Source organism: Phormidesmis sp. 146-33, from assembly GCF_052939515.1.
Map to the genome: position 1 here is coordinate 1 of NZ_JBJPHU010000043.1, position 19,746 is coordinate 19,746.

26 protein-coding genes and 1 pseudogene are annotated in these 19,746 nt (G+C 48.6%); 18 read left to right on the plus strand and 9 right to left on the minus strand.

The features are described from left to right. Positions 1 to 69: 69 nt before the first annotated feature. Positions 70 to 438, minus strand: a complete 369-nt coding sequence (locus tag ACJ2PR_RS17715) for a site-specific integrase (RefSeq protein ID WP_446878015.1) — start codon at positions 436 to 438, stop codon at positions 70 to 72. Between the two features lie 505 nt (positions 439 to 943). Here ACJ2PR_RS17715 and ACJ2PR_RS17720 point away from each other — a divergent pair. Together ACJ2PR_RS17720 and ACJ2PR_RS17725 are read left to right on the plus strand one after the other, a co-directional pair. Then, complete coding sequence (locus tag ACJ2PR_RS17720; RefSeq protein ID WP_446867992.1) at positions 944 to 2,074, plus strand: lysozyme inhibitor LprI family protein; 1,131 nt, start codon at positions 944 to 946, stop codon at positions 2,072 to 2,074. A gap of 200 nt (positions 2,075 to 2,274) precedes the next feature. Then, entirely contained in the window at positions 2,275 to 3,216 is a 942-nt protein-coding gene (locus tag ACJ2PR_RS17725; protein ID WP_446867991.1) for a hypothetical protein, read from the plus strand. A 62-nt stretch (positions 3,217 to 3,278) separates the two neighbouring features. Here the strand turns inward: ACJ2PR_RS17725 and ACJ2PR_RS17730 are convergent, their stop codons facing one another. After that, positions 3,279 to 3,836 carry a hypothetical protein gene (locus ACJ2PR_RS17730; RefSeq protein ID WP_446867990.1) on the minus strand — a complete coding sequence of 186 codons (558 nt, stop codon included), beginning with the start codon at positions 3,834 to 3,836 and terminating at the stop codon, positions 3,279 to 3,281. 56 nt (positions 3,837 to 3,892) lie between these two features. On the opposite strand from ACJ2PR_RS17730, the gene ACJ2PR_RS17735 reads away from it, so the two are divergent. Then, positions 3,893 to 4,117, plus strand: coding sequence for a hypothetical protein (locus ACJ2PR_RS17735; RefSeq protein WP_446867989.1), 225 nt, complete (start codon positions 3,893 to 3,895; stop codon positions 4,115 to 4,117). Positions 4,118 to 4,133: 16 nt separating this feature from the next. Next, positions 4,134 to 5,068, plus strand: a pseudogene (locus tag ACJ2PR_RS17740) (IS630 family transposase); the annotation flags it as partial. Positions 5,069 to 5,365: 297 nt separating this feature from the next. Here ACJ2PR_RS17740 and ACJ2PR_RS17745 read toward each other — a convergent pair. The 7 genes from ACJ2PR_RS17745 to ACJ2PR_RS17775 form a co-directional block, all read right to left on the minus strand. Next, positions 5,366 to 6,469, minus strand: a complete 1,104-nt coding sequence (locus ACJ2PR_RS17745; protein ID WP_446877975.1) for a hypothetical protein — start codon at positions 6,467 to 6,469, stop codon at positions 5,366 to 5,368. Next, positions 6,457 to 6,678 (minus strand): hypothetical protein, encoded by a 222-nt coding sequence (locus ACJ2PR_RS17750; RefSeq protein ID WP_446877976.1) that lies wholly within the window; start codon positions 6,676 to 6,678, stop codon positions 6,457 to 6,459. The genes ACJ2PR_RS17745 and ACJ2PR_RS17750 overlap by 13 nt, the downstream gene beginning before the upstream one ends. Positions 6,679 to 6,851: 173 nt before the next feature. After that, a complete protein-coding gene (locus tag ACJ2PR_RS17755) occupies positions 6,852 to 9,926 on the minus strand; it encodes a hypothetical protein (protein ID WP_446877977.1) in 3,075 nt (1,024 codons plus the stop codon). A 113-nt stretch (positions 9,927 to 10,039) separates the two neighbouring features. Further along, positions 10,040 to 10,396 (minus strand): hypothetical protein, encoded by a 357-nt coding sequence (locus tag ACJ2PR_RS17760; protein WP_446877978.1) that lies wholly within the window; start codon positions 10,394 to 10,396, stop codon positions 10,040 to 10,042. A gap of 120 nt (positions 10,397 to 10,516) precedes the next feature. Further along, positions 10,517 to 10,675, minus strand: a complete 159-nt coding sequence (locus ACJ2PR_RS17765; RefSeq protein WP_446877979.1) for a hypothetical protein — start codon at positions 10,673 to 10,675, stop codon at positions 10,517 to 10,519. Positions 10,676 to 11,092: 417 nt separating this feature from the next. Further along, positions 11,093 to 11,704, minus strand: coding sequence for a Uma2 family endonuclease (locus tag ACJ2PR_RS17770; protein ID WP_446877980.1), 612 nt, complete (start codon positions 11,702 to 11,704; stop codon positions 11,093 to 11,095). Positions 11,705 to 11,761: 57 nt separating this feature from the next. Then, the gene (locus ACJ2PR_RS17775) at positions 11,762 to 11,989 is read right to left on the minus strand and encodes a hypothetical protein (RefSeq protein ID WP_446877981.1); all 228 of its coding nucleotides are present in this window, start codon (positions 11,987 to 11,989) and stop codon (positions 11,762 to 11,764) included. 285 nt (positions 11,990 to 12,274) lie between these two features. Here ACJ2PR_RS17775 and ACJ2PR_RS17780 point away from each other — a divergent pair, with 285 nt between their 5' ends. The 14 genes from ACJ2PR_RS17780 to ACJ2PR_RS17845 all read left to right on the plus strand — a co-directional run bounded on the left by ACJ2PR_RS17780 (position 12,275) and on the right by ACJ2PR_RS17845 (position 19,074). Further along, positions 12,275 to 12,427 carry a hypothetical protein gene (locus ACJ2PR_RS17780; RefSeq protein WP_446877982.1) on the plus strand — a complete coding sequence of 51 codons (153 nt, stop codon included), beginning with the start codon at positions 12,275 to 12,277 and terminating at the stop codon, positions 12,425 to 12,427. An 81-nt stretch (positions 12,428 to 12,508) separates the two neighbouring features. Continuing rightward, positions 12,509 to 12,907: a hypothetical protein gene (locus ACJ2PR_RS17785; protein ID WP_446877983.1), complete on the plus strand. Its 399-nt coding sequence runs from the start codon at positions 12,509 to 12,511 to the stop codon at positions 12,905 to 12,907. 133 nt (positions 12,908 to 13,040) lie between these two features. Then, positions 13,041 to 14,081 carry a ParM/StbA family protein gene (locus ACJ2PR_RS17790; protein WP_446877984.1) on the plus strand — a complete coding sequence of 347 codons (1,041 nt, stop codon included), beginning with the start codon at positions 13,041 to 13,043 and terminating at the stop codon, positions 14,079 to 14,081. Then, complete coding sequence (locus ACJ2PR_RS17795) at positions 14,078 to 14,293, plus strand: hypothetical protein (protein WP_446877985.1); 216 nt, start codon at positions 14,078 to 14,080, stop codon at positions 14,291 to 14,293. Before ACJ2PR_RS17790 ends, ACJ2PR_RS17795 begins: the two co-directional genes overlap by 4 nt. 31 nt (positions 14,294 to 14,324) lie before the next feature. Beyond that, entirely contained in the window at positions 14,325 to 14,606 is a 282-nt protein-coding gene (locus ACJ2PR_RS17800; protein ID WP_446877986.1) for a hypothetical protein, read from the plus strand. A 4-nt stretch (positions 14,607 to 14,610) separates the two neighbouring features. Continuing rightward, positions 14,611 to 14,826 (plus strand): hypothetical protein, encoded by a 216-nt coding sequence (locus tag ACJ2PR_RS17805; protein WP_446877987.1) that lies wholly within the window; start codon positions 14,611 to 14,613, stop codon positions 14,824 to 14,826. Positions 14,827 to 14,913: 87 nt separating this feature from the next. Beyond that, positions 14,914 to 15,255, plus strand: coding sequence for a hypothetical protein (locus ACJ2PR_RS17810; protein ID WP_446877988.1), 342 nt, complete (start codon positions 14,914 to 14,916; stop codon positions 15,253 to 15,255). Continuing rightward, entirely contained in the window at positions 15,252 to 15,401 is a 150-nt protein-coding gene (locus ACJ2PR_RS17815) for a hypothetical protein (protein WP_446877989.1), read from the plus strand. The genes ACJ2PR_RS17810 and ACJ2PR_RS17815 overlap by 4 nt, the downstream gene beginning before the upstream one ends. Beyond that, positions 15,398 to 15,577 carry a hypothetical protein gene (locus tag ACJ2PR_RS17820; protein ID WP_446877990.1) on the plus strand — a complete coding sequence of 60 codons (180 nt, stop codon included), beginning with the start codon at positions 15,398 to 15,400 and terminating at the stop codon, positions 15,575 to 15,577. The genes ACJ2PR_RS17815 and ACJ2PR_RS17820 overlap by 4 nt, the downstream gene beginning before the upstream one ends. Before the next feature lie 25 nt (positions 15,578 to 15,602). Next, complete coding sequence (locus ACJ2PR_RS17825; RefSeq protein ID WP_446877991.1) at positions 15,603 to 15,731, plus strand: hypothetical protein; 129 nt, start codon at positions 15,603 to 15,605, stop codon at positions 15,729 to 15,731. Next, on the plus strand, positions 15,728 to 16,003 hold the full coding sequence (locus ACJ2PR_RS17830) for a hypothetical protein (RefSeq protein ID WP_446877992.1): 276 nt from the start codon (positions 15,728 to 15,730) through the stop codon (positions 16,001 to 16,003). Before ACJ2PR_RS17825 ends, ACJ2PR_RS17830 begins: the two co-directional genes overlap by 4 nt. Beyond that, entirely contained in the window at positions 16,000 to 16,407 is a 408-nt protein-coding gene (locus ACJ2PR_RS17835) for a hypothetical protein (RefSeq protein ID WP_446877993.1), read from the plus strand. The genes ACJ2PR_RS17830 and ACJ2PR_RS17835 overlap by 4 nt, the downstream gene beginning before the upstream one ends. Before the next feature lie 2 nt (positions 16,408 to 16,409). Next, positions 16,410 to 17,192, plus strand: coding sequence for a hypothetical protein (locus tag ACJ2PR_RS17840; protein WP_446877994.1), 783 nt, complete (start codon positions 16,410 to 16,412; stop codon positions 17,190 to 17,192). 61 nt (positions 17,193 to 17,253) lie between these two features. Next, complete coding sequence (locus ACJ2PR_RS17845; RefSeq protein ID WP_446877995.1) at positions 17,254 to 19,074, plus strand: hypothetical protein; 1,821 nt, start codon at positions 17,254 to 17,256, stop codon at positions 19,072 to 19,074. The last annotated feature ends 672 nt before the right edge of the window (positions 19,075 to 19,746 follow it).

Genomic DNA, 19,746 nt, shown 5'->3' on the forward strand with positions numbered 1-19,746 from the left:
AATCATGAACGCCTCCGAAGTTAGTTAGTGTAACTTTGGATGGAAGTCCTCGGAGGTCTGATTTGGCGATCAGATTTCCGGGGCGTGATCTCCACCTGCCGACATCTTACACAGATTTTTGATTTTTTGGAATACCCCATTTTTTGGAGAAACGTTAATCAGGCATTTGGGAATCGACTCGTTCCTTGTACCTGCCGTTTTAGTCAAGACACAGAGCGCCTGGTTTTGAGTGGAGGCAGAAACTTGGTCCGAGACTGCCAGATGACTGAGAAAAGCTTCAATGTCTGCAACGCCCATGTCTTTGGGGTGCTGCTTGTGGTGAAAAAGAATATAGCGTCGTATCCAGGCAACGTAGCTCTGTTCTGTGCGGTAGGAGTAGTGTTCTAGTCGAATGGCATCACGAACTCGATCGAGCAGTTTTTTGGGACGCGGTTCTATAGATCAGATTACTGAGAGGTTGATAGTATTAATGCACTAAATGCCACAACGTGATACTCCGTACTGACTATGAAGATTTCCTAAAGCAACGGGATTATTTTCTCGATTCAGAGATATTATTTCGGGGCAAGCGTAATTCTGTATAACTTCCCAATTTGGGGTGTTATACAGAATCTTGTCTGCCCTAATCTGAGATTTGAGGAGTTATCCGAAAGTTTTTCAGCCTAATCGCCCCCTTGGGAGGGTTAGCCAGACAATTTTCAGCCTAATCACCCGAATCAGGGAGGTTAAATAGACGAGATCAGTCTAAACATAAGTTAGACCGCTCAATTTCCTAGTGCTGGTATCTTCATGGTTATTAGATGACGTGAGGAGTGTGAAGCGCTCCGACTGGTAGTTATTTCATTTCAAGCCACAAGCCTTCCAAAACGTCCGGATTCAATCGGTTAAGAAGGAATAATCATGGTGAAAAGCGCAAAAGCTTGTAGTTTCAAGGATTCTTAAAATGTCTGAGATTTTTACAGATTCTAGGGAAAAGTTGCAAGTTGAGTTTTCGGAGATCGTACTTTCTGAAGGTCGAGAAGAACCCTTAACAAGTGGTCCGTGCCGTTTAGTTGTACCTATTTCTTCAAAGCGGTTACAGGAACCAGCATCATCCGGTCGTCTGACATTTCTCGAAGTTTATATTGCGAAAATATTTGAAGTAACAATTTATAACAGCACCTTAGCCTCCGGTGAGTGCAGCAGCGGAATCGGTAGCTCTAATAAACTCAATTGGTCTATTTTTGCAGGAGATTCTGAAGGCTCAAAAGACGGGCAGAGATGGATTGGGAACTACAGCATTCCACGCAAATTAGCTTGTGAGAAGGCTGAGGAATATGGTTTAGCAACACCTGAGCCTACCCTCCTTAATCAATTCGGCATTGGTACAACTCAAGTAGATATACCCCGATTAGGTATATTTGGTGGTGAAAAGATTAATAAGTGGAAACAGTTTGTCAAATTATTTCTCGCCAACTTTGCGCTTGAAGTCAATACCGAAGTGATTATGTCCAGTATTGGCAAAGCACTCCAAGACCCTATCGATAAAGAGTTGGAGGATTGTCTAGGAAAGAACCCATCTACAAGCGGTCAACTGAATTGTCTACGCAGAGCATATGACCAGTGGGATGAGGAGTTGAATAGAATTTACAAAGAACTGAGGCAAAGACTTGATTTTCAAGGTCAGGAAGTTCTAAAAGCTGCCCAGTTGAAATGGATTGAATATAGAGATAAGGAATTCGCACTGATCGATACCCTATATTCAGGACAAGGAGGGACGATGCAGCTTGTGTTCAATGCTGCTAGACGAGTAGCAATAGTGAAAACCAGAGTTTCAGAACTACATCGTTATGTAGATTCTAGCGAACAGGTTGATTCGCAGAAAGTTCTGGATCGTGGAATCTTTGAAGGTATTTCAGAAAGAGGAGATTTTCAGGAGGCACTTGCTGATGCAATTCAAAAAGCCAAAGAACAACTTAAAACTAGCTTTGTAGCGTGGACTTTAGATACAGTAAACGGTTTCAATGGTGGTTTTGTGACTGTGAATACCTTGAAACTAACTATTACCGCTACTTCCCGTAGTTCAGACTCTTAATTGCGGCTTTTTATTCGGTTTTAAAGTGTTGTAAGTCAGACTAACACTATGTTGAAGTGGATAGTCAAAAAATTTTGGTGTGTTTCTGAGATTACTAGCTGCCGATCGACTGTGCTGTTAGGTTTCATTACTTTCATGAGCACAGGTAATTGTGGCACAAACGAAATTGGAGAATTTTCGTTCTAAATAAGGAGCAAACGATGGAATATACATACGAGCCTGAACTTCTGGGTGTTGGTACACTTGCCACAGTCGATAGCGCACCTGACAATGGATTTTTAAATTGTGCTGCTGGAGCTTATTCGAGTAGTCTTCGGCATGATTCAACAGCCGCTGCTATAAACAATCTCGTTGGGGGTCTACCTCTTACTTCAACCGCTTCTGGCTCAAAAAATCCTGTAATCGTTGGACATGGAAATGAAGGGTTGCTAATTACCGGAGAAGGACAAAATGCTAGTGATTCAAGAAAGTTTTTAATGACATGGAATGAAGCCGATTGGGGTCCAGAGTTGCAGCGATTGCAATCAAAGAGCTATCCTATCTTGACAATCGTTTCATGTCATACGGGTGCTGGAGACGCAGGTGCTGATTTACTTTTTGCAATTGCAAAGCGAATTAATCGTGCGGTTCAAGCAAGAACAGGTTTTGCTTACTGCGGTGATAATAAGATTACCTACGAGAACAACTCTACCTGGCAGGTTGCAACGCCAACCAATAGACCAAACCCCATTGGAGCACCAACTCCCCACTTTGTCACCAATCTACAAAACATCAGTTTTCAAGAGGAGGGGAACTTGATTAACTTAGATGTTTCTTCCCCAATAGAAGTAACGTTCTCCAGACCATCACTTTCAGGTTCACCTCTTTTTGCTAAAGGGGAACAGTTATTTACCGTACAAGGAGATACCGCTAAAGGTTTGTTAGCTCAAGTTGATTTCGGTAATCCTTTTCAGCCTGGTGGTGTCCCTGCTGCTGTAATCACTGGAATTCTCTCTCTTAAAGGTAAGGACACTTCTGGGAAAGACATTCTGCGCGATTTCGCTGTCTATAATGACAGACTGTTGCAAGATGTTCAGGAGCTAGATACCTTCTACAGTGTAGCTTCAGGTTTTAGATTGACAGTTCAGCAGCTATCAAGGTAGCGGCGCGGTCTAACAATTCGGTTGGAGCGGACTGCCGAAAGCTGCTGATTTGGCTGACGAGGTTATTTGCAGCCGCTCAACCGCGCCGTTGGGCAGCCTCTCGCCGTGAGCGCAGAGAGACGGGCTTGTCTCGTTCTGTTTGTGAGTTCGATCGTCTCGCGTTTGGTTGGCTGCGTTGATAGGGGGTGCGTCGATCGCGCTCTTGCCAAGAGTTTTTCGTCGTGTTGCGCGAAGCCTTTCTCGTTCAGCGCGAAGAAGCTCCCCAACCCGTCGGTGCAGCGGACTGATTCGTCCTTCTCGTCTACGTTTCGGGTTGATCTACAGCCGCTGACCTTTGCCGTTGGGCAGCCTCTCGCGGTGGGCGCAAAGCATCTCGGTTCTCTCGTTCCGCTGATTGGTTTGAGAGTTTCGCGTTTTGTTTGCTTCGGTGTGGGTGGGTGCGTCGATCTCGTTCTTACCAGAGTTCTTCGTCGTGTTGCGCGAAGCGTTTCTCGGTGAGTGCGAAGGTGCTCCCCAACAACTCGGTGCAGCGGACTGTTGAGACTTTTCTCGTCTGCGTTTCGGGTCGATCGACAGCCGCTGACCTGTGCCGTTATGCCGCCAGCCCGAACAGCAATCAATTTGGTCTCTCAGAGTTGTCGTTCATCCGAATACCAACGCTAACGAGAACGGGTTGGTGACTGCGAAAGTCAAGGTGATTGATCACGGTTGCGCGGACTTATCGGTGTTGACTTTGGCACAGATGTTTCGTGAAGGTTGGGAGGTGACGGGTCGCATAGGATTTAAAGCCGTCCGCGAAGGTCGAGTTCTTCGTCTTTTGAGAGTTGGGCTGGCGAAGTGGGGGAGCGATCGGTTGAGACGAGCCACACATAACACCCCGATTGGAGCGGACTGTTTCTAGATCTCCGTAAAGCTGCAAAAACTACTCACAGCCTCACTGGGAGATTGCACAACTACTACAGGTGAGTCAGAACACGCTACGAAGCTACCTCAAAGACTACCAAGCAAGGGGGATTGCCGGACTGAAAGTGTTGACCTTTTATCAACCCCAAAGTGAGTTGAAGCAGCACCAAACCACATTGGAAGCCTACTTTAGGGCACATCCTCCTCAAAGCTTGGCACAAGCAGCGGCGAAGATAGAGGCGTTGACGGGGATTCGGCGCAGTCGCAGCCAGGTACAAGTATTTCTGCAAGGGATGGGCATGAAGTATCGTCGAGTTCGGCGTGCTTCCCGCCAAAGCCGACCCAGAAGCGCAGGAGGCTATAAAAAAACCAGTTGGAGCCTCGCCTAGAGCAAGCAAAAGCGGGCAAGCGAGCCGTGTTTTTTGTGGATGCCGCCCCCTTTGTCTTGGCAGCCTACCTGGGGTTTTTGTGGTGTTTCGATCGCTTGTTTGTCAAAACGGGGGCAGGACGACAGCGCTTTAACGTCTTAGCGGCGATGAATGCCCTCACCCACGAACTCGTCCTCGTGACCAATGACGCTTACATCAACGCCCAGAGTGTTTGTGAGTTGTTAAGGAAACTAGCGGCTTTAGGGCTGAGTGTCCCGATAACCTTGGTGCTGGACAATGCCCGTTACCAAAAATGTGCCCTCGTCACTGAGCTTGCCGCCTCGCTCCAAATTGAGTTGCCCTACCTACCGCCTGATTCCCCCAACTTAAATTTGATTGAGCGGTTGTGGAAGTTTGTTAAAAAGCAGTGCTTGTACTCGACCTATTCTGCTGACTTCGCTCAGTTCAAAGCCGCCATTTCTAGTTGCCTTGACCAATGCCACACCACTCATAAACAGGGGTTAGACTCCCTACTAACGCTTCGCTTTCAGTCCTGTCGTAACACGCAATCTATACCCTGATGCAGTATAGATTCATCTAAAAAGACCCATCAGAAAAGTCAGGCTTCCAGATAAAATTGCCAAAAACAAAGCTGAGAAGGGCTTCTCTCTGGACTTTTGGCTTGGTTTTACTGGATGCCAGGAACGAGACTTGAACTCGTGACACGAGGATTTTCAGTCCACACAACAAAAACGCCTGTACCACAGCGATACAGGCTAAAACCCTTATAAAATCAGGCTTTCCGGTTTGAGCAAATGTACTAAATTATGCTCAAACGTTCCAAGAAATAAGCCAAAAAGTGGGAAGAATTGGGGAAGTCAAGGGGGCAATGGTCGATCGGGTCGTTTCATTGCTAGGTCATAAGCCCTTTGGTGAACCTCATCAGAAATCCAGTGGTGATAGATTTCGCAGTGGATTTTGTAGCTGTGCCCCATTTGTTGGGCTGCCAGTTCGACGGGCAAACCGAATTCGATCGTTCGTACTGCCCAAGCGTGGCGCAGGTTGTAGGGCTTTTCAAAGCCGTACCGTTTGAAGGCATGAGTGACTCGGTTGCCTAAAGCTGAATTGTCCTTGCCCGTCACCTGTGGCAGTAGTGAGATGTCCCACAATCGCCATTTGTCCCACCATTCCGGGTAAACTGCCCAAACGCGCCTAGAGCCTGTCTTTCCGCCGCCATTGCCATCTTCAATCAGGCTTAGGACGGGGCTTTCCCGCAGTCGTTTTAGGTCAATGTGAAACAATTCGTGATTCCTCAGCCCATAGCAAGCCATCAGTCCGAATGCGTACTGCCATTGCTCGTTCGGAATGCGATCGCGCCACTCGCTGATCTCCTTATCAGTGGGCAAATCGCGTGGGTTCAACCGTTTCGGGGAATAATCCCCTCGCAGGCTCTTTGTGTCGAGTTCTAGCCCCGCAAACCGAGCGATCGCCCCAAGTGCCATACAGCGCCGCTGACGATTGCGTGTGTCGGGTTCTGACTCAAGTATTGACTGACGCAGCAACTCAGCAGTTAATGGGGCATCTTTGGGCAACTGGCGGAACGGTTGGAAATAATCAGTGCGCCAAGTGGTTTCCGATTTTGGGGTGCGCGATCGGCGCTCAAAATAGTTGCGCTCAAAGCGTTCTAACCAACTGGCAACCGATTCTAATTCGCTTCCGGCTTCGGTTTCTGGCTCCCATTGTTTCCAATCGAATTCCCTACAAGCCATCTGTGCGCCTGCTTTGAGGGCTTCCGCTTCTGCCTGCTTGAAGCCAGCAGGACTGGCATAGATTTTCAGTGAAATGTATCGGTTCTTGGGCTTTGTCTCGCCTGTTTTGGGAGGAAAAGTACCGCGCAGGTAGAGGCGATCGCCCTTTTGACGGACGTATACGCCGACTCTGCCCGCTTTGAGGCGGGCGTTAATCTCATCTATTTGTGCCATTTACGCTTCTCTGGTGGCGTGTTTAAGACTTCCTCGACTCGCTTGACGTGAAATTGCAGCGTCGGACGTTTAGAGCCGATTGGCGAAGTGTCCCGATAGTGGAATCCCACCTTGAACATGCCGCTTCTGTATAACTCTCTCAGTTTTTCCGAAGGCAAATCAAGCGCGATCGCTGCTTCGGCAGTAAAAAACCACTGCTTTCCAGTCATTATTTTGTGTGTGAGATGGGCTGTGTAAGGCTTTCAGCGATTTGCTTTGTAGTTGAGGTAGAGCGTTAGAGCGCGTCTGACCCAGAGCAATCGCTTCGTCGAATAGGATTTTTGGGCGATCGACTCCACAAGAGAGTGGCATTCTCGCTTTAATTGCTCAATCGATGGGGCGTTTATGCCGCTATCGGAATGTCTGGCGGCGATTCTTGTCTCTCTCGCCATGCCCTGCGCTCCTCCCGTTCGGCTTCAAGACGATCGCGAATCGCTTCAACAATGAAAGTGAAATTCTCTCTGAAGAAAGCACTGCCACTGCACTCCATCAAAAGCCATCCGATGAAATATAAGGATTTGGAAGGGCTGAATCGCTGGCTTCCATCGGAGTTTCTGCCATTGGGGTGCATTTCCTCCGATTCAATGCGGATCGTTTTGCCAAAGCTCTCAAAACCTAAAGCTTTCAAGCACTTCTTGATGGCATTCCATAAGTCGATCTGCCCTGAAATCAAGGGAAATAGCCGCCTCAGTTTGCGATCGCGCTCAAACTCGCGATAAAGCTCAAACACAATCGAAGAATTAACCCGAAATGCTGACTCATCCGCTAAAAATTCCTTCGCACTCTTAGATGTGAGTTTTGCAAGTCGTTCCAGGTTGAGCGATCGAAACAGCTTCAGGTTCTGCAACGTTTTGAACGATCGGCTCGAATAATTCATCCGATGCGATCGCAGCAGGGCGCTCAAGTCAATTTCATCCTCTGGCTTGCCCTCGATCGCTTGTAGCCAATTTTTAAGCTTGTTTGCCCTACGAGAGTTTAGCTCTCGAAACAACTTCAAAATCTCGTCTTTACGCTCTAAATCTTTACTTGCGTCACGAAACTCGGTCGCGAGTCGTTTACCTAGCCTTGGATACTTCTGATCAAACAGGGCTAGTTTGCAATCCCAGACTTCAGAGTTTCGAGACGGTTGCTTCTTGCCGTCTACGAGGCGCGAACCGTTTTGCAGGTTGGCGTTGAGCGTGTTCTCAGCGTCTTGCTGTTTGATTTGAGCGATCGCGTTTCGCCATTCGGTTGGAGAAGCGTAGTCGATCGTGACGGTTTCAACCGACTCAAAATACTCATTCAAAAGGGCGTAAACGTACTCACTATTGAACTGCTTTTCGATCGCCTGGGTCGCTTCCGTCCACACAGCCAAGCCTTGCTCTGCCTGTGGTGCATCAAAGCCTAACTCAGCAAAGCTATCTTGAATCCGTGCGATCGCCCGCTTGACGCTTTTGGAGTCCAGGGACGGTAAATCCCCGTTTGCGTCTGAAAACCTTGGAGCGCTGACCCACCATTCGAGGCACTGACGGCATCGCCCCAACATTTGGAGCATGTCGGTCGGACTGAGTACGCCGCAACTGATGAGCAGTCCCCGATCGAACGGTGCTTGAATATCCAGCCCACTTTTGGCGGTGGGCGTGTAGATCACAACGTCGATCGGGTGACTGGCTCTTTCAATGATTCCGTCTGGGTTCGGCATGAAGGCGGCGTTTTCCTCAACCGTCTCCGAGCAAGCCAACCACACACGGGGCGATCGCCCGTTGGGATATTTGAGCGTCTCTACAAAGGTTTTGATAGCCTTGGCGATCGACAGAGCATCGGTCGCGATCGCAATTCTGCCTTTCACTTCGCCTCCCTCAATCCACTTCCGCAGCAAATCAAAGTAGATTCCATCATGCCGAAAAGAGATTTCCCCTTGTTTGTTGAGGGTTTCAAGCCATTTGATGCGGACGGGCGACTTAACGAACTTTTGACGATAGAGCGCCATTGAGCCGCCTCTAAGCTTCCTGATGAGCGCAATATCCGCAGCGCTAAGAAAAGCATCAGCAACGATGAGTAGGCTACATTCTGCGATCGCTCTAAAGAATTCTGCCCTCTCAGCCTTGGTTGAAATCGCTTTGCGAATTGCTGCAAACTCGTCGATCACGAGGGTATGCTGCCCCCAGTTAACATCTTTCACCGCATAGGGCTTGAGACTTTCAACACAATTGATTGTTATCCCTGCCTCTCCAGCACTAATCATCATCCGATTGATGAAGACATCGCTTTGGTACTGCTTCGCGTCGAAGCCCATGCGTTCAGCACGTTGCTCAAGCTGCCTTCCGAGTCCGTTGAGAGGCGTTACGGCAACGATCGCGCGATACTCTTTACCGGGTGCCAGAGATCGCAGCATCGCCTCGGTTTTGCCAGCGCCAACCCAACCCTGAACCAAAATCGAATCGTAGGATACGAGATCGAGAGTAGGGCAAAAGCCCTCGTACTCGAATTGCTCAACACCCTCGATCAACTTGGGAAGCTGGAAATCTCGCTTCAAGTCATCCCAGTGGCGCAGAAACTTTTTAGCTCGATGGTCAATGAGCTTCTGGCGATCGCTTGGCTCAGTTGCTGCTTTCCCAAACCCTTTACCGCTTGGGTTTAACGCCTCAAACTCTGCCCATGTTAGCGATCGCGCTGATCCAATTTCAGAATCGATCGCCTCGTCGATGTCGGTTGCTTCCTTGGTAGTTTGACCCCACCAAAGAAATTTAGCCTCTGGGAAGTGAGCAGCCGTCCGCTTATGGCGCTTCAGCACATGCGAATTGATCACGTCCCCTGCATCGGGGATGATGACGATCGACAACCCTGGGAACGCTTCAATGATTTGCCGCAACTGGATCGGAGATGCTAAGTGATTTCCACCCGCCGCCCCGATCGCAACCATCCCCAATTTTTCAGCCGTGATCATCGGCTTGATGCCAGCCCCCTCGACCAGGGCGATACCTTTTGGCTCTCCAGTTGGGTGACATACCGCGATCGGCATTTCATCGGTGCTAGGGTAATATTTGCCGCCCGATAGATTGTGCCAACGATAGCGCCCCTCATCGCCCGGATCGGCGTAACGCCACTGTGCCCCTACATATTTACCCTCTAGCCCTTTGAATGGCACTGCATAGCCAATTTCAGAGGATAGAGCGATCGAGAAGTCAGTAACGCCACGTCGCTCTAAATCAGCCCGATCGCGCTCATTGAGTGAACCTTTAGCCAACCAATCAATGTAGAAGCGATCGCGCTCATCCAGGCTCATCGTTTGCGGAACTGCTACGGGTTTTTCTTCCCTTTTGCGGCGTTGCCATTCATCGCGATCGAATGTTGCCCCGGTATCGGGTAAAAACTGCTTCCAAAGCCCATCTTTGGTAGAGCCTAAGTCCTTCCAGCCGGAGGCAAAATCGGCAGTCATGCACAGCACAAGAGGCTTATCTGCAAACGTGCGACACTTGCCTTTAACATCCCCACAGACGGGGCATGGGTGAGATTTGTTTGTCGATCTTGGTTTGGATTGTGTTGAGGAGATCATGCTACATCCCCCTCGATCGCGTTACCAACAAACGTCTGCACAATCTTGAAAATTGCCTCTCGATCGCGCTCCCTGCACACCAAATCTAAAAGGTGCCAGCCCTCAAAAAGCGACAATTGGATCGGGATGTACCAGCGATCGCCATCCTCTGAAAACGAGAGATAGTAGCGGCTTGGGGCGATTGCGAGGCGATCGGGCACGGGTGCGATCTCAGTTCGTCTCAGCTTGGAACTCGTGAGGCTTGCATTGAGACTTGTGGTAGAATTGGAGAGAGGATCGCCCTCGCAGGATTGATTGAGAGCACAATTTAGAACAAATTGCCCGTATTCTGAGTTAAAATTTTGAGACAACAAACGGCACTCCTAAAGTGTTGCATCTCCGAGATCTCTCTAAAAACGTCTTGTTTGGCGACGTGTCGTTTTTAGGAAATCTTAGAGACTGGATAACTAGACAAATCAGCATCGCTTGAAGACTTAAACTGCTTCAGGCGATTTTTGCGTTAAATGCTTATAGATCAATTGGCGAACGATCGTAGATTTTGAGCATTTTTGTTGTTTAGCCGCTTCAGCCAGCGCGAGATTTTCCTCATGCCCCGCTGAAAACGAGATTCGTAAATCGTACTTGACTGCCATTATTCCCTGCTTCATTTTTCCAATAGGAGCATTCTAGCAATAGATATGGAAACATATGCAGCTTTTTTTGCATTCTCATAAATTATGATCGTGCCTCTATTCAAAAAAGTAGTGTGCTGACTCATATTCAAAATCAAGATACTGACTTAAAATCCAACAAAGTCATGCCTTATAAGTCTTACAGCGCCTCACCTTTGAATTTGTCATGACGTTAATTCGGTTTCAACTTAGAACAAATTGTTTTACTAATAACCCATTGAAGTAACTGCAAATTCAAAAGTAGGTGTTGGATTAAAGGTCATTCTCTACAAGCTCTCAGCGCCTCACTTTTACTTTTTTCACTACATCTAATCGATTGAGAAGTTTGATTGAATGCCAAATTTAACGAGATTCACCTATTAAATATCAAGCAAATCGTCAACGTCCTGCACTTAAAATTTGCTCTGCCGTCAAGTTCAAATCTGGGAACGTCGGAGAGACGACGCGATCGCCCTCTCGAAACTGCGTGATTTGATATTCGCCGTCTACGAGTTCACACACTGAGAGAGTCGGTTGCTTAGGGGTGCCAATATGCCGCCGTCCGCCTAGCCCTCGGTGATCTGCAATCCAATATTCTTTGATGCCCAGTTCCTCGTAGTCTGCAAATTTCTTTAGATAATCGTCGCGCCAATTGGTAGAAACGACTTCCACCACGATCGGGATAGAATCACCCCGCGTTAGAGTTGATGACTTTTCCCACAGTGGCTCTGATCCGAGTTGGGTGTGATCGACTAGCAAAACGTCAGGCAGATAAGCGCTGTTTTCCTCAGTAGGCGACTTGATCAACGCTTGCTTTGGTGGAAAGTAGGGCAGTTGCAGCCGTCTTGCCTCGATGGTCAACTCTGTGGTTAAAAAGCCTGTGACTTCCTCATGTTTGCCTGTGGGCTGCATCTCAACAATGACCCCGTTTCTTAGTTCAAATCGTCCGTCCTGTGGCTTCCAGTCAAGAAACTCGTCCAATGAGACTGGATTGTGGAGTGCCTGAATCATGATGGTTTCCCTAGTTAGTGCGCGGCTTTGAGGGATATGCGGAAATAGCAAATTGATTTATTGGCTACCATCTCCTTTCTTTAGGTCAGGCTTGCGATCGCGTTTACCGCCTCTAGTTTCACCCAATGGTTGCTCATCCGGTGCAATAACTCCATTAACTTTGCCGTGCTGAAAAACTAAGTCTTCCAGATATTCGTTCACAGATTTTCCTGTGCGTTTAGCCAGTTCTCTCAACGCATCAATACATCTCTCATCTAAACGATACCCAGCGTTCTTTCGTGGCATTGGCGTTTGAAAAGTGGTCACTTCATCCTCCGTTCATTAAAAACCATAATCACAGCATAATCTCATTGATTGTGAAGTGCTAGTACTTTGAGATAGTTTCTGCTTATGTCAAAGTACTAGCACATTTTTCTTTCAATCAATTGCTGCATAAAGGCTATAGCCTAGTATTTCTAACACTTATAGCCATAAGTAAAAACAAAGTAATAGTACTAGTACTTTGCCGAAAATGAGGCTACATTGATTACATCGAGTTCAAACCGCTCACCTACTAACGAGTTCCTGAAAATGCCACAAGTTACGTCACAACAAACCTGCTCAGAATGCACTCAATTCTGCAATGGCGTTTGCCTTCTCAAGTCCACCGCCGATTGGGGCGATTCTTCAAAAGTCAAGCCGACTCGCCCCGCTTGCCACTTTGCTGAATTGTTGCCGTTCTAAAGTCAAGTCAATGATCGATCGGCACCTCTACCAACGGGGTGCCTCAATCTCTTACCTCACCCCTCATTGGATTCCTAAAAAATGACTGCTGCTTCCAGAACAACGCTAGAACCGTTTCAACCTACATTCAATCCAATTCCGTTAGACAGAAACAACTATTCCAGTTGCATTTATCCCGGTGATTCGGAGGCATTGAGACTGTTTGCCGATCGCTACGGCCCTCAATTGCAGGGTCTGACCGTCAAATCGAAGGGTCATCTGTTGGGAATCTTGCGACGTTGGAAAGGAGCAAAACCGCGTCACTCAATTTATGAAGCGATCGTCGAATATCTGCACATTTTTTTCAGTGACGATCAACTGAATTGCTTGAGCAAAGTGATTGACGTTTTCGCTTTGGAGCGATTGGAAAACCTGAGTGACAGCGAGGCGCTTCATCTGCTGAGTCACCTCGAAATCTGGAAAAGAGAATCGAAAGATTGAGCCGAAGCAAGAGTATTGACCGAACAGAAAAGTTCTTTAGCGATTAGCCTACCACTGGCTACCGTAGGCTATTTGAGCCTAACCCCTTAAATAGCCTGAAACGATTACCCACTATACATTCAAGGTGATTCCCATGAATTTAAAAGCATCCCCCTCAACTAAGTTGCTGGCTACCGTAGACTATGACAACCTACTACAGCCTATGGGTGTAGACATTGGCAACGGGCAACTAAAGCTTGTCACGACAAACGGCGAAACTCGCACTGAGAGCTATGTCCACTACCTCACTGAGCGCTCAACCGACACTGTGAAGGGCTATGTCGAATATCAAGACGGCGATCGCTCAGACCTTATCGGTAAACAGTGGATCGGTGGAATCAATGCTTATTACAACGGACTCAATTCAATCTACCGAGTCACTGACAGCAAACAAGGTAAGCCCGAACTGGGTCTACAAATCTTTCTCTCTGCATTGTCTGAGCTTCCCTACCGGGAGGTGTGGAACGTTGCTCTAGCCGTTTCTGTTCATGACTCTAAAACCCTTGGATCTGCATTAAAGAGAGCGTTGGAAGGTTCCCACGGGGTACGCATTCGCCACAAAACAACCCGCGTCAATATCAAGGTTGTTGCAGGCTTGGAAGAAGGAACGGGTGCAATCATCACCTACCAAAAGCAAGCGGACACCACAAACGCCATTCTTTACGACCTGGGTAACGGGACGCTTATCGTCTCCAGCTTCAACGGCATGAAGATGACTGATCGCAAGTACAGCCAGAACGGAGGCGTTGAAAAGCTATTTGACCAGATTGCAACCCATGACGCAATCAGAGAGAAGTTACTGAAGGAGGGCGATCGCCACCTCGTCCGCAAGGGAATTGAAGCCCAAACTTTCACCTATGGCACTCAATACCCTGATTGGAACTTTGAAGCTGTCTACCGTGAAGAGTTGCCCCGATGGGTGAAGGATGTTCTCTCTCCCACTGTCAGACCTTGGGACGATCGCCGCGATTCTGCAACGGCTTTGATTGCGGTCGGAGGAGGAGCAGAGTTACCAGGCATTGAGCCGCTACTTGCTAAGAAAAACATCAAAGTTTTGAACGATCCACTTTGGGCGAATGCTAGAGGACTTTACACGCTGGCTACTCGCAAGGTTGCCGCAATGGAGGGACGGTGAAGCAGCTTAGAGCGACGATTCCGACTCATTTGCAATCTGCCTTTCTTGAGGTTGGCAGTCAGCTAAATACAACAGATCCGACTGTCATCAACACTCATATTTTGAGTTGTTACTTCACGGGCGATCGTTCCGACTCTCTCAAGAAAATGCCTCTAGCTCAATCAGCAGATGACTTTGATGATTTAGCCGATTGGACAGAAGACGAGCCTTAATCCTTAACCAAACAAATTGGAGTATCAACCAATGTCTGAGCTAATACCACAATCACCCGCGCCTCAATCACCCGCGATCGCTGCCATCACAAAACATTACGGCGCAAACTTCGAGAACGCAAAAGATGATGACCTGAAGCTGCTAATTCGACGGCTTCAGATTCACCTGTCGTTTCAAAATGAGCCGATGATCTTCGAGACATTTGACGGCTTCCTTCACAAATCCGCAAAAGTGACATTTAGAAACGATTCCGAAGGGCTGCGATTTCTGAGCAAAATTGCTCTCCTACTTGCCGATCGCCTGGAGTTTTAAGCAGATGCACACACTTCCCCCTTGCAAATTTGCGATCGGGCAACGGGTTCGCACCACCGACAACAGTAGCGACGAGGGCGTTATCCTTGCGATTCTATATGCCGAAACGATTACAGGTCATTGGTGGTCTCGCCCTGGTTTCAGCTACTGGATTGCATTCAACAACCCTCGCCCGTTTGAAGACTCAGCACACGAAACTGAGCTAGAAGAACTCTCGTAGCCACTTAAAAGCCGTCCCCAACTTTCCACGGCAAAGGACGGCTCCACCTCTCAAACAACCGCAAATCAATCATTTGGAGATTTCAACATGGTAACGAAAAACTCACTACTGACCTATCAAGACGGGCACTTGAAAGAGATCGCTAGTCTTTGGGGCGATCGCTTGGAAAGACTGACTCTTGTCGAAAAATTTTGGATCTTGAGATCTATAGCCGAATGGGGGGAATCTTGCCACGGATTGGAAGAGGCGGACTGGTATAACTTTCACGGCTTCATTGAAGATCACAGCGACCTCCCTGAAAGCGACGCGCTTGATTTAATGCTCGATCGTGCCTGTAACTGGACAAGTCCCGTTTTTGCGATGCCGCTGGTTATCGCGATCGCCAATCAAATCGCAGAGGGCATCTACCAGGCAGAGGAGGAGGAATGAGTCGCTACAGAGACGACGGCTCCACCTGGAGCGGAATTGCAATGGTTGCCATCTGCGTGATTTGCTTCTGCGCTGGCTGGACGGCCCACGAGAAAGGAATCCGGTTCAAGGTCACGATTCCCCAAGCTCAGGAGGTTAGGAAGTGAAGCACCCAGTAAAGCTATCTCAAGGTTTTGAGTGCGAGATTGATTCTGCCGATTGGATTTTGTGTGAGTTGGTATGGGACGGGCTTGAGATCTCTTTCCAGTCCGATCGAGAAGACGAGACCATCTCTGGCGTGACGATCGGGCAGGGCAAATTCAAAACCTTATCGATTTTTTAGAGCGCGTCAGAAAGGAGATGACGAAATGACTGACTACACGAAACGCACGATCGCTTGCTTCTTCATCCTTTGGCTTGGCTTGGGTGGTGTACTGGCGCTCCAGCATTTCACAGGGGTTCCAGCGAAGCTTCTGCAACAGGAGGTGAGGAAGTGACTGAGCTTGACTGTATCGACTTCGGGACGCTCGTCAAAGTCGATCCCATCATCTTTAGAAATCACTGCGACACGACCGCCATCTATCAGTACTTGGGAGCCACAACAGGGAAAAACGGGCGAGTGACTTGTCGTTTTCTTGGAATCACAAACGAACATTCTTTTTTGGGAGAACCGGGGGATGTTGAGGAGTGGATCGACAACGGCTGGATGATTGAAGCCGATGACTCGGAGATTCCCGAAGACGCGATCGTATTGGAGGTGAGGCAGTGAGCTTAAATCTTCCACTCAAATGGCAAGCCCCAATTTTGGCAGTTATCTTCACCGTGACGTGCCTACCTGCGGCCATCTCGCTCTATCGACAATCCCAATTGCAACTAGACCAGCAGCAGGTTCGACAACAAAAAGAAACCGATATCTCAGCAGAGACCGCTGAGGCATTGAAACGGGCTGAACGGTGCCAGCCGATTGACGAGCGATACCCATTAGTTGAAGGCGGCAATGCCTACTACTCACCTGAGAAAAGGGCAAACAAGCGGCTTTTACCAACCAGGACTACGCTGTGCTCTATTTCTGGAAGCACCGCGATCGTAGACGCTGAGGGCACTGTGCGCGACATCAAATCAGCGCCTAGAGAACAAATCATCAGAATCTTGAAACAACGAGGACTTATTTAGCTATGGCAATTCGCAACTCAAGGACTCAAACAAAAACGCCGCAAGCTCGAACGGGTGACAGTGATTTCGACAAAACCCGATTCAAGGCTAAACACCCAAACGACAAGCCTGAGAAGGGTGTAGGAATTGACGCAGGTGCCCACTTGGGAGACAGCATTGAGCAATTGGTTACCCGACTCCTTTCGCCCAGTGTGATGATGGCCGCTGGCTATGTGGGCGCTGGAATCTGCCTGACGATCGGGATTAACGCCTATTCCCGTTTGCTGATTCCAGCCCTTGCGGGAAGCTTGCCACTGCCATTTGATTTTCTTGCAGGGTTGGGGCTATCGATCGTCCTGGGCGCTGGCTTGCAACTTCTGGAAATCTTTCCACGCCTCGATCACTACTTTCCTGGCACCGCTGACCGTTTGGCGGTGAAACTGAAACTCTCACCCGTGTCGCAACCTAGAGAGGACGCGAATAGCCCGTCACTGCTTCCCATCGTGAGGGACATGGCTAAACGCAGCGCTGAGAGATTGTTTGAGGACATGCAGGGTGCAAGCGCGATCGCGTATGGCATTGAAACGATCGGGGCGCTGTGGGCCTTTCCTCTGATTAAGTTGGGGGCGCTTAATATCCCTGGCTTGATTGGCGCGATCGTTGCTGTCGCGGGGTTTGAGATCTGCCTCAAGTTTTCAGCCTGGATGCGGCAACTGAGATTAACTGCCCGCCAGTCGCGGCATTACAGAGAGCATCAGCGCCGACTGAAAGCTGCGTCATTACAGGACTTCAACGCTCAAAAATAGGTGAACGCCCCAGAGGTGCGTTTCTGGGGCGATTCCGTTGATTCAAAGGACTCTCATCAACATGACTAATTTAACTCGGTATAACCAGGATGCTGGCGATCGCCAGACCGCCGCCCATGACGAATCCCTGTTTGGGCACTATGTGCAGGAACAGGGGTGGACGGTAAAAGAAACGTTAGAAAATCTGGCACCGATCGCGAATCAAACTCTCGCCCAGACGGTATTTGTTGCCTCTACTTCAAAGTGGTTGGCGGTCGCGGGTGCTGTGATCGGGCTGTTTGGCGGTGCTTCTGTAGGCTTTATCGGCACGTTGCCTTTGGGTGCTGCTGCTCTGGCTTTTATGGCTTATCGCGAGGCAAATCAATGCATTTCACGCCGCAAGATTGAGTTAAAAGCATTAAAAAACTGCCCCAACCTGCTCGAATTAATGTACGGATGTTCGCTGCGCGGGGCGGATACAGTAAATCTGATCGCCGCATGGGACATCTTTCTCGACAACTACAAGGAATCGGGTGCTGCCGACGCGAGATTGATGGCGCAGGAATACCTGAGAATCCTCGATCAACTGAGCTTTGTTGTCGATGAAGACGGCGAGGTGATTCAGCAGAAGCCTAAAGAGTTTGCAGCTTCCCCGCAGGTTGGAGAGCAGACGCGCCTGGGCGCTGTGGAGGTGCCAGTTTCCCCGGCTGCAAGTTCACCCGCACAAATTCAGCCAACTGAAAACGAACTATTCAATCCCGCGATCGACCTTGGGCAGAATCCACAATCAGCTTTGATCGCTGGCATTCCTGGCAGTGGAAAAGGCATGGTTGTCTCGAATGCGTTGAGAGTCTTGAAGCAAAAGCATCCCGCGCTAAAGGTTTTTGTGATTGATCCCAAGTTTGACCCTAATGAACGTGGCTATTGGGATTCCGTTGCAGATATCTATCGAGGCAAAGCTTTTGAGGACTTAGACGACGCTGATGAGGGCGCTACTTGGATTCTGAGGTGTCTGAGGGAGTTTCAAAAGCTGCCAGCACCCAAACTGTTGATCTTTGATGAATCCCTCAATGTTTCTAACGTCTTAGGTTTAGCGGATAAGGAGATGAAAGCGCCTCAAAAGGTGAAACTGATGCTTTCCAGTGCCATCACAGGAGGCGATTCTAGGGGTATCTGGGCCTGGGTGCTAGGTCAGTCGGTGCAAGTGCAAGACTTACCTTTCAACGGGGGAGTGAGAGGTAATTTGCGAGTGTTGGCGATCGTCAGTGAAAAAAACCTCACCGCTATCGAGCCACTACTTTCTACAAAATTGATTCCTCCCCCGTCTGGGGGCATGGCTGAACTGAGAAGACTTATCAAAGCCTCGCCGTGCAATCGCGCCTTTTTTGATGGCAAATCGTCTCAATGGTTGTCGATGCCCAGACTTGAAAATCACTCAGGTTTTGACAGAGACAATCGGACGATCGAGGCTCCATCAACGGTCAGAAATGACGCGCCAAAGTCTCAAGAGAAATCTGCTGAGGCTCCCAAACAAGACAAGCCCAAGATCTCAACCACACCGCAGGACTTGAATCGCATGTTCAATCTACCAGCCGCCGACCATGAGGTTGAGGAAGTTGAGGCAGAGCGTCAAGACACAACAGCGATCGACCTTAAAAACGCTTTCCCTGGTTGGAACGAAAAGATGATCGGTGTTGCCGTCAAGGTGATTTTTCATCTGCGATCGAAAGGGAACCTCAAGGCTCACGAAATCAAGTCAGGGACTTCTGAGCTTAGAGCCGCAGACAGGACGAAAACTGACAAGCTTCTAACAGAATTGGTAGCTAAAAGTTTTGTTCAAATGACAGATGGGAATTACTCGATCGCGCCATCTGCTGAATCCGATGATGAGCTTAACTGGTAGCGAAACAATGAACTTTCAAGAACTTATCAGCGCCGTTTCACAATCATTTCCCTACAAAATTAAGCAGCCGCGATCGTGGTTCCTATGCTGCTTAATTGTGCCTGACAGCCTAAAGGAAACGACACCTATGATTGACCTGTCAGGCATCAGTGGGCAATACCTTCTAGGCTTCAATGTTCAGCCTCAAGTAAATGATTACTTCCCCTACGAGGGGCATATCTGGAAAGTGGTAGCGAAGCCAATACAATTCCCTACCAGATACAAGACGCAAGGACAAAAGAGAAGCCCGTTAGTCTTTGCCCAATACGTTGAGTCTTTCAGCGGTGAGGCGCAAATGTTGACGCGACTGCTAGGGCTTTCCTCTAACAGTTAAGCCACCGACTCAGGATGACAGGATGATTTTTCAGGATGCCTCAAAACAGCTCAGGATGAACGACAGGATGGGCATCCTGAGCTATCCTGAGTTTCATCCTGAGTTTCATCCTGAGTTCTATCCTGAGTTCTATCCTGAGTACGCAGATCGATCTACAAACCAACCATTAAACTATTAGCGAGGGTGTCATGAAATTCAGGGAAGCAGTTAGGAAGCTACAGCGATCGGGATGGCAGAAGATTCGTAAATCAGCAACCTCTCATGCTATCTGGCAACGGGGGAACGATCGGCTGATTCTC